We start from the raw sequence: 14,023 nt of genomic DNA, 5'->3' as shown, positions 1-14,023 counted from the left end.
TCGGCTCTTAGCGTTATTTTGCAATCATTTGTATAACATCACTTACCGTTGTTCCACTTCCATTCATAAATCACTGCCCTTATTCAGAAAGTGTCGGTTCACCTTGAACCTCATTTGCAAGCAGATCCGAATCATCGGAATGCCGTTCGAACATAACAGCGTCAACCCTCGTATAGATCATATCCGCAGGAAGCGTTGGCGGGTCTACCGTTGTAGGCGTAACCCTGGTTAATCGGACATACTCGCTGCCGTCACCCGTAAAGTCGAACATTCCCAGATTAACCCAACCTGATGAGCCGACCGTTGCATCCATATAGATGACCTCGGTACCCGTTTTATGTTTCACTTCCACTTTGACATTATTATCGTTTCCCGTCGTATGGACAAGTTTGTAGATCGAGACCGTATATTTCCCCTCTGGAAACTCGCCTTTCCACGTGGCTGATGATCCTTGAACTGTTGAATAGCGGGATTTAACCCCAATTTTGTATCCGGCTAAATTGCTTTGGCTCCAAGACCCTTCTGTCGTGTATAACCCTGTTGTATTTGTACTATCGACGATAACCGTTAGGTCCCTGATCGTGATGGTCAAAGGCGGTGTGGTTAAGGTCACTCCGTCAATCGTGACAGTAGCCCATACCTCAATGTGATCCGTGTCTCCATCAAGATTAAGAAGGGTCAACACCCCACTGCTATTCACTTCAGCCAGATCCGTACGATCAACGAGATACTGCACATCAGCCTGTGTAAGATCACCGATCAAACCGTTATCTAAATAACCGGTTACGCTCAGTTGTGCGGTTTGAGTCATCTGCAGCTCGTTCCGATCGGACATGATCACAGCAGACTCCAATTGCGGTATCCTGTTTGGGTCCACCCACATGATTGCATCGGCAACGACTCTGGATTTGTTGGCCTTATTGGTTAATTCCACGTACCCGCTATCGCCTGCAGCAAAAGGATAATCTCCCAGTTGCACCCAAGTACCATTCGCTGTTGTCTCATCAACTGTCACCGTTTCGGAGCCGCCGCTGTGATAAACGGTAAATGAGGCATTTGTTGCCCAATTTTCACTCGTTGCAGTGATTTGCGGAATCTTGTAATACACACTGTAAGTGACACTTTCCGGCAGCTCAGGCCGCCATCTCATTTTGCTTGTCGCTGTGCCGGTCGTAGATTTGGCATACACATAGTTATCATAATAATAATCGTTAGCCGTCGTATCCCTTATCCAGACGCCTTCTGTCTCCGCCTCCGTATTATCCACAACGATGGTTGAACTATCCTGTCCATCGGGTTGGACTGGAGTTTCCGATACCTGATCCGGCAGATAGAGTGTCCGCTTACGGGTCTGTTTCCCCTCCGATTCCACGTAATACGTAAAGGTTTGGGATAAATCATTCACCCGTATCGACCATTCCATCGGATAGATCGTATCTGGGACGCTCGTATACGTGGCCCCGCCATCCAAGGAATAATGGATTGTCGCTGGTTTTGTCGTTTTGGCCTGCACATAAGCATCACAAACCGTTTCGTCAGGCTTAACGATCAGCATGCCTTTAACCGCATCAATTGGACTGTGTGTATCAAAGAAATAACTTGCATCCGATGTATCTGCCGTTCTGACCTGATGCAGCGGTACATCAATATCAAGTCCCTCTACAATGATCGCAGTGATTCCCTTGCCTGAAACCGTAGCTTGAATGATTCCGCCACTCATAACTGCTTGCTCTGGTGTACCATTGTCGCGGATGATCGATACGGTATAATCCTGTGCCGGGTTGAATCCAATGATTTGTTCATTTAATTCAATTGGAGTCTGAACTTCATCTGACGATGCGTTGCTTAACCCGATGTAGAATTTATCCCCGCTCTCACCCGTTATCCAATTCAATTGAGGATGGTTGGTCTTAATAATCCCCTTGGGCATCCATAGCCAAACGTCGGAGTTACCATAAAATTGACCTGGTTTATTCCCATAAAGGTGATATTTGAACCATAAAAAATTCGTTTCAAAAACGGAAGGAAACGTAATGCTCCCTTTTGATTTCAATGATTGTTCGCTGATCAAATAATCCATCGTTTGCCCGAGTTGCCCCGGAATATGGTGATAATAGATGGATGTAGCCCCGCTTGGGCCTTCCAGAGGAAAGTCCGGTTCAAGTTGGCTAACGGCGAAGCCTTTATAATAATAACCTGGATAACTGGAATATCGTCCAATAACCGCATTATGAGCAATATCCTGCAGCAGTTTATCCCCTGTATAAAGCGACAATCTCAGCATGAATGGAGCTTCCTGAGCATTCATCCGATAATAACCGGTTGTACTTCCTGCTTCAAACGTCAGTCCGCTCGGTGAAACAAGCCAACGCTCCGCTTGAACGCCTCCGGCAATATCTTCGGGAAGCTTAAGCCTAGGATATTGAAATTTACCACTTTCCGGCCAATGGAACGACTCCGCGTAATTATATGTCTCCGGCTGAGGAATCGTAACGTTACCTTCAGGAACTGGACGAGCAACAAACATGGTTGCATACCGTTTGGCTTCCTTATAGGCGGCATCCAAGTATTTGGGATCCTGCGTTTCCTCATATAGCTCCAAGATCTCCATCCACAGCTTGCTATAATAATAAATGAACTCATTTTTACTCACATCGACAGATGCAGGCGTATCGATATGTTGCGTGATATAGCTGTCGGCTGCATCCTTCGCAGCTTGCAAATACTTCGCATCTCCCGTCATCCGATACATCATCAGGGGTTGAATGACCGGCCCCCTGTCTTTCTGATCCGGGTCACGCACAAGGTACTCTTCCTGAGCGAGTGCACCAATTCCTGCCGAAGTGCCCATCATCTGATTGACAGCGGCTACGCTTGAAACATCGAACGGCAGAGTAGCCATTTTCCATAACGAAGGCACACCGTATACTTTTTTCTGCGTTGGCGACCAACCGATACCATTTCGCGATACGCCATACTGGACGGACGGCAGTGCTCTCGTATCGTATAGCTGGTCATCTCCAGTCAAATAGTAAGCTCCCAAAAGAACCGCATTTGAGCTTGTTCGGACGCTATCTTCGTTTTCGATATCGATAAAACCCTTGGCACGGCTCCACCACCCGCTGGGTGATGGGACATAATTCACAGAGTCGTCCCCTTGCGGCTCAATTTTAAGTAGATCAATCATATTAAACATCGCGTCAGTAAGCGATTTATTTGAAACATTTTCCCGGTATGCAGAATAATCGTACTCATTGCGAAGAATATCCACGTAGGACTCATACAGATTGCTTTTTTGAGCGATTAGCCCCATATGAAATTGATAGGTACTTTCAGCCGTCATTTGTGAATAATTCCCCAACTGAGGCGCATACAGGATTGGCTGCACGCTACCTTCGTTGTTTACCAGGCTCATGCCAAGGCGTTGTTTCGTAACGCCTCCCGTCGGTTCAAATTCAACCGGAAGCTCTTCCGAAGGTACAAATACGCCATACGTCAATGGATTTCCCGAACCATCCTTCTTCTCGACCAGGCTCATCGGAGCGCTCAGCTCTCTCAAGCTTGTTGATTCCACTGTACCTACCATTTTGGCATGTGACCTGAATCCATTTAACACTTCATTGATGCCCGAGGCGGACTCTGTCGTGAAGGACTGATATCCAATCACATAATTGCCGTCGCGGCGAGGCGTAAAGGCAAAAGAGACATCTGGTTTATCCCCTGCCATGGACCAGTTCACTTCAAAATCGTAATCACTGCCATGTGTAGAGTCTGTTAATATCGCCGTCTGGCTGTCGGGAAAATGGACCCCGTCGAATGTAATCCAGCGTTTGTTCATCGTATCATAGTAATTGGTTCGGCTCCCCGCATTCCCGTCCAATAAAACCCATTGTTCCTCAAGTCTTTCCGATTCATTATTGATTGGAACCCAGTTCCCTGTCTCCGTGTTTTTGTAGAACATGTCACGAACGATAGATTTACCTTCATCCCATGCTGCCTCATAAAAGGTTGCCTTGTAATTAGCATTTTCGATGCTGCCTTTCTCTGTGTAACTGAGATTCGCTAAGGTACGGCTTCTTAGCGGGGGCAGCGGTGGTGCTTGTTGCCGGATATTCCCCTCGAACTTGACTGCATCGGCCCGCGTAATAATTGTACCCGTAGAAGGCTGCGTTCGAGTCAGCCTGACAAATTCGCTATCATCACCACTAAACTCATACTCCCCCAGATCCACCCATCCAACCGATGGACCTGACGAAGGTCTAAGATCCATAAACTTAACATCCGTAACCCCGTTATGAACAATCTCAATTTTCACATTACTATCTGCTTTATCCGCCCAATCCAGCTTATAGAACGATATTCTCGCCGTCCCTGCTTCCAAGCGTGGATTCCAGGTGATGCTTCTACCTACAGCGTCTGTAAATTTGGAACTGGAATTATTGTATCCCTTCACTCCTGCACTTGTCGTCCAATAAGGAGCGGAGAACCCGTTACTGACGTTTCCTGAATCAACAGTGACGACATTATCAATTGTGAGGCTCCCATCATCAATGATAATTGTCTTATGTGGCTCTTTCTGCTTTATATTCCCTTCGAACTTGACCGCATCCGCGCGCGTAAGGATCGTGTTTGTGGTGCCGGTAGACCGGGTCAATTGAACAAATTCTTCGCCAACTCCAGAAAAATAGTACTCTCCCAAATCAACCCACCCTGCTGGAGCGCCAGATGAGGGTCTTAGATCCATAAAGACTACATCCGTTGTTCCATTATGAACGATCTCAATTTTCACATTGCTATCTGCTTTATCTGCCCAGTCCAGCTTATAGAACGATATTTTCGCCGTTCCTGCTTCCAAGCGTGGATTCCATGTTATCGTTCTGCCTGCTGTACTTGTATATTTGGTGCTGGAAAGATCATACCCCTTCACCCCTGTGCTTGTAGTCCAATTTGGAGCCGAATATCCATTGTTCTCGTTACCCGCATCAGGTGTCACAACATCATTGATCTTAATGCTACCGTCATCGATGATAATGGTCTGATAAGGTAAGGTCTCCGCGTAAGCGGCCCTTATTCCGATCAGGCTGAAAGGAACTACGATCGTCAACATGAAAACGATGAAAAAAAACAGCTTCCTTTTGACCATACAATTCACAGCCTCTCCTCGTAATGATAACGCTTCCATAAATGCATTGCCTTTTGCTCGAATGATCGTAAAAAAGCACTTAATTTTATCCTTCTGCCTAAATCCCGTTCTGTCGTTTTCATCTTAGCATGTTACGTCACGGTGAAATTTCTTTCATTTTAAGAATTTCTTATACGATTTTAAGTAAAGTAAAAAAAAAACCTACATCCTAATTGATTGCTCAGTTGCAGCCAAATAGAATATAGGTCTTCCAAGTGTTCCAAGTGAACCAATCAATTATAATGGCGGCTGCACCAATAACAACTTTCCAAGCTGAATGACCGTTTGATCATACCAAGCTGGATGTTGCCGAACATGTTCCATACTTCGTTCATTGCCACTTGCCTCAAACACGGCCGCTTTGTCAGTTTTCTCGTGATCGATCTCGAAGCGAACGGTATGTTTCCCATTTGGTAGCTCTGGCAAGAAAACATATTGATTTCGATTATGATCGTTATATGGTGTGAACCGATCAACAAGGAAGGGTTCCCTTCCATCCACCGACACCTTCAATCGGCCAGAATCCGGCCCCCCGATATCAAATAAGCCGATGTGGGTTCCCTCAAACTCCACTGTGATCGCTTCTCCGGGATCAACTGCTCGCCATAGACCGGGGAACAACCAATCATACTCACGCACTAAAGGAAAATCATCAGGGGTCATGTAAGACCACCCAGCGGAAAAATGAGTAAGACGATCCAGTGGCAGCATGGTTGCATACTCCCAAGGATTGGCCGGGACCAAGGGGTCCTGCGGCAAGTGATGTTCGACCTTTCCCACGTGATCTCGAAGCTCTCTCATTTTCTCAAAAGACCGAATGATTGTATCTGTGTAAATCTGATGTCCTTCGGGAATCGTTGGATGGATCGAATCATGCGTGAAAATAACAGCTCCGGGAATGGCCACATCTGCACTTGAGGTGAAAATGAGCTTTCCATCCAAAACCAATTGACTGACCGCCACGCCCAGATGAATCGAAGGAATACCGTAATAGTCGGCGATTTCCTCTTGCATAAGAGCGCCCTTCTGGTATTCGCCGGATTGAAATGAGGTCAAATCCCGCTCCTTAACCGTATATACAAACAGGATATCGGTAAACCGGTTCCGCTTGCGAATCTGTCGGACAATGCCTTCGATCCGCGCCTTGGATTCGGGAACTCCGCCATCGTTGCCAACAAATTCAACAAACACGAGATCAGGCTGATGACGAAGCACATCTGTCTCCAAACGGGCGCAGCCGAGGTCCGATCCTGTCCCATCAATGCCTGCATTCACAGCGCGGATATCGGCATGGGGATATTGCCCTCGCAGCCAATCCGCCGTCATGACCCTGTATCCTTTCGAACGTGTATTACTGCCGCCAAAATAGACGATGGTCACGGTTTCTCCATTTTCTAACTTCTGAATGACATTAGGCAGCCCTCTTCGTGGGAAAAATTCCTTCATCACGACTTCACCCGCCCTAACTTAGCGTTTTTAGGAGCAAAAAATTTTACAGCAAACACTTCATAATAAGATGAACCATACGTTGCACAGAAATCAAACCGGATTTGGGTTACACCTTTTGCAAACACTTGATGTTTATTCAACGAAAGATAATTCCCGCGGACTTTAATTTCGCTTTTGGTTCCGTCTTCTAAGGTTAAGGTCACATCATAATCTTGAATCAACGACTCGATTGGATCGTCGAAATGCTCCAAATTCAGCTGCGAATTAAAAACAAGATGGATTTCATCCAGATTCTTGGGGCTTGCAAAACCAAATTCCAACCATTCCTGTCCTTCTGTACGTTCCGAAATCCAGCCGTTTGGCAGACCATAAGGTCTAGAGAAGCCGTTGACGACATTTGCGGGATTATACATATCCTGGGATGGTATCAGGTCTTTGAAGCAAATGCTCTTATTAAGTTTCTTCAGCCTGGATGGCTCTTCCGGTCTATAAAGGAAGCTCACCGTTCCAGTCATTTTCTCTTCATTGTTGTGTACGGTAAGGCTCGCCGTACCTGCCAATACGATATAGATTTTGTCGTCTTCTGGCTTCTTGCAGCTGAGGTCCAGTGTAATCCAGTCATCGTGACCCGCTGAAATCACCAAGTTGTAGCCCTTCAGTTCGTTGGCGGGAATATAGTTTTCCTTCCGCTCCCCGCCAAACAGCTTCACTTGCAACGTTTCCGAATGCTCGGATCTATTTTTAATTTTGATCTGCACACTCTCAACCACTGATGTCTGAATCGGCAAGACCAAACATAACGCTTTCTCCAAGGAGACCTCTTCGGTTGGATGAAGTTGTTCATAGCTTCGCTGAGACGAGGCACGAATCGTTAATCCGTCTGCGAAATAAGGGTCCAACGGCTCTTGAAGGCCTACAATCGTTTGCCCGTCTCGAAGAAGCTGCGCCTGAAGCTCACCCATATGCGCTTTGACGATGTCAGCGGGATCTGTCTCATATTTTACGCATAACGAAGCAGCCGTTCCTACGGCCTGCCCCATACAACCACAGGTTGCCATGACCCTTGTAGACCCAAAAGCTACATGAGTAGCGCTTATATTACGGCCAGCGAACATGAGATTTGGGATATTACGTGAAAATAAGCTGCGAAACGGGATATTATACAATCCCGGCACAAAGTTCCACGCGGTAGCCGGCCCCTCATCGTAGATGCCTTTATTCGCATGCAGATCCATATACCACCCTCCGACGGATACAGCATCTTCGAAATGAGGCTTTGCTGTAAGATCGTTTTGAGACAGCATGTGTTCCCCTATAAACCGTCTCGACTCTCGCTTTCCCGGAATCGGGCATACATAATCCAGGATGAGATTGTCTACATCATCAAACTCACCGCTATTTTTGATATAATCCCATATCCCGTACACCAATTTCCGCAGTTCCAAGGCGATGTCTTCATTATTCTTGATAATATCCATATGTCCGCCGTATTCCAGCCACCACAATCCGCCAAGCCCGTTGATTTTCCTTGGAAAAGACCGATGGTTTAATCCTTTTCTGATACTATCAAAAAACTCCAGCTTCGTAATATCATACGCAAAGCCTGGCCTTTTGTAAGGAACGGCATAGTCTACGTCACGGGCTTGAAACAGAATCGTATCGCCCATGGTGTAATGATCCGCCACTTCTGGAGCGAGCTCCTCCTGGTATTCATGCTTCGCCTCTCTTCCCCATCGGAAGTGAGCACCTGCTTGGTACCCAACAATTCCATCCCCGGAGCAATCGATATAGGTAGGGCTTTCAAAACGAAATTTTCTCTCTGAAGCCAATTGAAGGCCCTCCACCCATTTGATTCTGCCGTTCTCCATGCCCGTTTCATGCACACATGTATTCAGAAATAGAGAAATGTTGGGCTCATCATACACCATGTCGAGCAAAACCGTATCCGAAAGCGAAAGCATAAGTTTTTTGTTGTATAACGGATTATAATGAAAGATCTTCAGCTTGAGTTCTTCCACCAACCCGCCTTCGCGAGCATAATAGGATGGACTGTTTCCAAGATATGCCGACCCGTTGATATGAACTCTGACCTCGCTGCTCGCATTTCCCCCAAGCACCGGCCGATCGTTGATAAGTGAAACCTGTAGCCCTTGGCGTGCGGCAGCAATGGCAGCACATATCCCGGCAATTCCTCCACCTATGACGGTTACATCTGCTTTCATAAGCTCCATTTTGATAACCTCCATGATTAGATACTCCTATCATGGTAATGGTTTTGGTCCGTTTTTTTTTACAGGATTTCGCGAGAAAATCATACATTTTTTGCATCCTTATTAGGATTCCTACCGTGTCATTTTTATCCGATATTGTTTAGGTGTATCCCCCGTATATTCTTTAAACAGTTTGCAAAAATACCCTTCATTGACGATGCCTACTTCCTCGCACAATTCCAATAAAGAATAATCCCGAACGTTTAACAACTCGAGGGCGAGATGGATTTTTTTACGGTTGATGTAGCTGATCACGCCTTCGTTCATTGTTTTTTTGAATAAGCTGCTAAAATACGATGGCGCTAAATTCACTTCCTCCGCAATGGTCTCCAACGTTAAACGTTGTTTCAAGTTTTTCTCTATAAAATGCATAGCACTCATAATTTCTGCACGATGTAACAGTTGGCCCGCATGCACATATTCGAACGTGAAGTCGCCAATATAGGCGAGCTGCTCCTGAAAAGCCATAAATTCCATGGGGAAGTCTGGAACTTCCGTGGCCATCTTATTCCCCGACTTAAATTTCACGGTAATGTCTCTGTACAAGTCTCTAATCATTGGCACCATGATGGACTTGTGGATTTTATGGTCCGTAACAAATTGCGACAGATCGGCAAGTGCATTATCCAGCTCTTCCTTGGAAATCTTCCTTTTAAGCCGTATAAGAAAATCAGCCAGCTTCTGCTGAAAGTCTGCTTTTTTGTCATTATGGTATTGGAACCGATGCATCGGTGTTTTTACGACTTTCTCGGTATGATAATAGAAATCCTCACTCACATTTTTAGCTTCCGTATACGCCTGTTTGATCGATTCCCAGCCCCTGTGCGGACTTCCAAAAGCAACCGATACCTTTTTATTCAAATATTGATGCAAATGAGAGACAATCTGCCCTCCCAAGGATAGGCAAGCATATTCCGTTTCCATATCACTGCGGTTATTTTCCCAGGATAAAAAGCCAATAAAACGATTATCCGACAGATCCGCAGCTACGCCGCTGCCACCACTCATCACCGTTTCTTCAATGATATTTGTAATCGCATATTTCAAGATGTTTTGATCTGCCGCTGCGTATTCGTTGCGGAAACTTTCATACGTATTCATCTCAACGATGAAGCAGCAATAGTTGGCTTGAAAAAAATGAAACTGCATACGATTGGCAAAATCCGATGCCCGATGAGAAGGAATTTCACCTCGAATCAATTCGTTAAAAAATTGTTTGCGGACTCTATATTTATTTTCAAGTACGGATACGTTTAATGAGTGAAATTCCGCTTCTTTTTTCTCAAACTCATTTAAAATTCCGGCTGCCTTATCCAACGCTCGATTCAAATCGGCTTCCCTCAGCGGAACCTTTACAATGTACTCCAATACGTTGGCTTGAATCGCCCGCTGAGCGTATTCGAAGGATGAATAGGCGGTCAAAAGTATGTATTGGGTATGGGGGAGCTCCGCCTTGAGCTGCTCAATCATGGAGATGCCATCCATTCGCGGCATTACAATATCAGATATAACGATATCCGGTTTAAGTTTTATGATCTCCTCGATCCCATTCAGCCCATTATTCGCTTTGCCCACTAGAACAAAACGTCTATCCCTATGAGAGAGTTCATTAAAAAACAATTCCAATCGTTGAATAATCAGGTCTTCATCGTCAACAATGAAGCAGGTATATTCTTTCCCCATTATGCATCTCCTTTTTGCAATTCTGCCGGGAATAAAGCACGTATACGGGTTATTTCCTTAGGTATGCTAATAATATCCAGTCCGAATTGATCTCCGTAGTGAAGTCTTATTCGACCCTGAATATTATTCAGCCCGATTCTTTTTCTTTTCACTTCCTCTTCACTCGGTTCTGAGATTAAAATATGCTTTATTTTATCGGCTGGAATTCCCTCACCTTGGTCAACAACTTCGATGATGACGATGCCACCCTCCCTGTAGGCATGAATCGTAATAGGGCCCTCAATTGCCCCACCGTTATAACCATGGAAGATACTATTCTCCACAAGAGGCTGCAGCAGCATTCGGAAAACCGGAAAATCCATTAACCCTGCTTCGATATCTTCAATCAAATTGAAGTTTCGGTTATACCGAATGTTCTGGATCTCGATATAGTCGGCTACATTGCGTAGTTCCTGACGTAGGGAAACCTTCTCTGAAGCGTCGTCTATCCCGTATTCCAATAATGAAATGAGCGACCCGATTACCACATCTACTTTCTCTATTTGTCCGAGACGTATCACATTGCTGATGGAACCAAGCGTGTTATACAGAAAATGAGGGTTTATTTGAGACTGTAACACTTGGATTTCCAGCTTCCGCTCAAGCTCATTATGAAGCTCGGCCCGGCGAATCAGTTCCACAATTTGCTGCAACATACGATCGAATGCTCGTGAAAGATCTCCAAACTCATCGTTTCGATTAATGGTTATTGTTGTTGTGAGGATGCCTTGCTCTACCTGCTTCATTTTTGTTTTGAGTGTATAAAGTGGTTTCCTGATATATTTGGCAACCAAATAAGAAATGAACAAACTTAAGAGAAGACCTGCAGCAAGAAGCTCAATATAATAGGTTTCCAATCGGGACAATGCTGCTTTCAAGCGTGACTCGTCGTTAATCGAGATGATGGTCCAGTTGAATTTCTCCGTCGGTTTTTTCAAAAGGGAAACCGGAGTACCATCGTTGGTATACAGTTGAAGGTTTGTTTCTGTTGTATTCAGAATTTCTTCCGCTGACGTCTCTCCGATCGAAAAAGAATGATCTTGAATATTCAGAGGTCCTTTATTTTCAGAAAATCCGGCAATGATCTTACCTGACGCAGTGATCAGAGCCAGATTCATTTGTTCCTGTTTATTAATCTTAAACAAGGTTTCTTCAATGGCATTTAGATCCAAATCAACCGCAATGGCCATAGGAAACGGAGCACCGTTCAGGTATCGAACCATCGTAACGGTCCAGCCGGAATACTTTGATTTGTAAGGTTCACTAACAAAGGTAGTCCTTCTATTCTTGTCAGCCGCATCAAATAAAGGTGCTCTTTCAGCTAAAGGTTCATCGAATATTCGAGTAGGTGTACTTCCACCCAGAATCGATAAATCGTTTTTGATCAAATAAATATTACTGACATAAATACTGTTGAGTTCATACAGCTCTCTTAATTGCTTTTTAATCACTTCGGTATTGTTAATGTTGGCTTTCACTGATGTTTCAACTGAGAAGAGAATCGTCTGGAAGGAGGAAAAGTTAACGGTGAAATACTGGTCTACCTTGTCTAGTATTTGATTGGTGTAAAAAATGTCATTGGTTCTTATTTCCTTTTGCACATAGCGATAAGATAATTGGCTTATCAAGATGATGCAGCCTAATACAAAGGCAAACACGATAAAAAATAATTTTAAAGGCAAGCTGATTCTTCTTCGCATTGATCATCTTCCTTTTAGTTCCGTTTTAAACTAAGAATAGCATATGCTAATAAAGAGAGGGGCTACGAATAGCCACTCTCTCTTCGTTTATTTTTACTTGATAAGGCCGGCTTCTTTAAATTGCTGGATTGCTGTTTCCTTATATTTCTGCATGTCAAACTTGGTATCCAGCGTCTGGAGGAAATTGTCCCAGTTGGAGAGAGGCTCTTTGCCCGTCATAAACTTAACCAAGCTTTCATTAATGAAACGTGTGCGGTCAGCATCCAAGGTATCGCTTGGGTCAGGGGTCAATAAATTTCCGGGCAACGTTGGCCCCACATATTGCTGATTGTCCTTGAAAGCTTCCGCTGTCTTCGGATTTTGGAAACTGAAGTACTCCGCATCATCACCACGGCGCGGCATTCTATAATGATCGACCCATAGGTACTTCTCTTTCATTTCCTTTGATAACTCGGAGGTTTTATTCTTGATCTTGCCGTCTACGACATCCCAATGGATGCCTTTAATTCCGTATGCAAAGTTTGGATAAGCTTCTTCATCCGTAAAGAGATAATTTAGCATGGACAAGATCCGAATGATTTTGTCCTCGTCCGCTTTTGCGGATATGGCCCATGAATTGCCCTGGAATGATTTTCTCTCTACAATTTGATCCCCGTAAGGACCTTTCATCGGAGGGATGACAATCCATTCCGGAACTTCTCCACTAATTTCTTTCATTTTCTGTTGATAATCCGGTTCCAGTCTGCGAGCATCTCTGATCATAAAGCCAATTTTACCCTTAAACATCTTTTGGTCCAACAAATCAGGCGAATTCATCGTCACCCAGTCTGGGTCAACCACCTTGGCTGCCATCATTTTATTAATGTAAGCAAGTGCCTCTTTCATTTTGGGATCGATAAACAGGAATACCGGTTCATTATCTTTTATCTCAACGGCCGAAGGAGGATTAACGCCAAACATCCACATCAAGCTATCAAAGCCGTAGGTTTGCAGATTACCTTCTTTATTCATACCGCCAATGAATCCGTACGTATCATTTTTGCCATTACCGTCCGGATCTTTCTCTGTAAAGGCTTTCATAACTTCGAACAACTCGTCAGGTGTCGTTGGTACCTCCATATTTAGCTTTTTCAGCCAATCGTTACGGATGAAGAAGCTTCGACTGATACCGTTTACATTATCATAACCTGGAACTCCAATGGTTTTTCCTTGATAGGACATTGCCTCCCATGAATCGGTGCCAAATCGTTTCTGTAGTTCAGGGAATTGGTCCATATACGGTGTCAAATCCGCAAGAACACCTTGGTCGTAATATTGCGCGAGATCAGCACGGCTCTTCAAGAAGATCAAGTCTGGAATATCCCCGCCTGCAATGAGTGTATTCAGTTTGGTTGTTGCTTGACCCGCTTGAGGAATCATCATATCCAAGTCGATGTTCATCTCTTCTTCCAACATTTGGCGTTGAATATCTTCATCACGTGGAGGTACTGGAGCAGCAGCATTAAAAGTACCTTGGTTAAACATTGAGATTTTCATTTTGGTTGCAAACTGGCCTTGAGAATTAATCGAAGTTGTCGATGTAACTTCTTCATTTCCCCCACATCCTGACAATAGCGTTCCAAGTCCTAAGATTGCCGACAGAATAGCAAATGAAATCTTTTTACGCTGCATATTGACCTCTCCTTTGCTTGTATATTATC

Annotated in this window: 6 protein-coding genes; all 6 read right to left on the bottom strand. The window is 44.6% G+C overall.

Annotated features, from left to right (window positions below):
- Positions 1-79: 79 nt before the first annotated feature.
- Positions 80-5,143 carry a hypothetical protein gene (locus NZ043_RS25025; RefSeq protein ID WP_339309528.1) on the bottom strand — a complete coding sequence of 1,688 codons (5,064 nt, stop codon included), beginning with the start codon at positions 5,141-5,143 and terminating at the stop codon, positions 80-82.
- Between the two features lie 276 nt (positions 5,144-5,419).
- Positions 5,420-6,628, bottom strand: coding sequence for an SGNH/GDSL hydrolase family protein (locus NZ043_RS25020; protein WP_091030140.1), 1,209 nt, complete (start codon positions 6,626-6,628; stop codon positions 5,420-5,422).
- Positions 6,628-8,877, bottom strand: a complete 2,250-nt coding sequence (locus NZ043_RS25015; RefSeq protein ID WP_339309527.1) for an FAD-dependent oxidoreductase — start codon at positions 8,875-8,877, stop codon at positions 6,628-6,630. The genes NZ043_RS25020 and NZ043_RS25015 overlap by 1 nt, the downstream gene beginning before the upstream one ends.
- 96 nt (positions 8,878-8,973) lie before the next feature.
- Positions 8,974-10,584: a response regulator gene (locus NZ043_RS25010; RefSeq protein ID WP_339309526.1), complete on the bottom strand. Its 1,611-nt coding sequence runs from the start codon at positions 10,582-10,584 to the stop codon at positions 8,974-8,976.
- Positions 10,584-12,323 carry a histidine kinase gene (locus tag NZ043_RS25005; protein ID WP_339309525.1) on the bottom strand — a complete coding sequence of 580 codons (1,740 nt, stop codon included), beginning with the start codon at positions 12,321-12,323 and terminating at the stop codon, positions 10,584-10,586. The genes NZ043_RS25010 and NZ043_RS25005 overlap by 1 nt, the downstream gene beginning before the upstream one ends.
- Positions 12,324-12,416: 93 nt before the next feature.
- Entirely contained in the window at positions 12,417-13,994 is a 1,578-nt protein-coding gene (locus NZ043_RS25000; protein WP_339309524.1) for an extracellular solute-binding protein, read from the bottom strand.
- Positions 13,995-14,023: the final 29 nt, after the last annotated feature.

It is taken from the genome of Paenibacillus sp. FSL k6-2145 (assembly GCF_037976585.1).
GTDB lineage: Bacteria > Bacillota > Bacilli > Paenibacillales > Paenibacillaceae > Paenibacillus.
The sequence above is the reverse complement of the archived record's forward strand: the minus strand, read 5'-3'. Positions and strand labels throughout refer to the sequence as shown.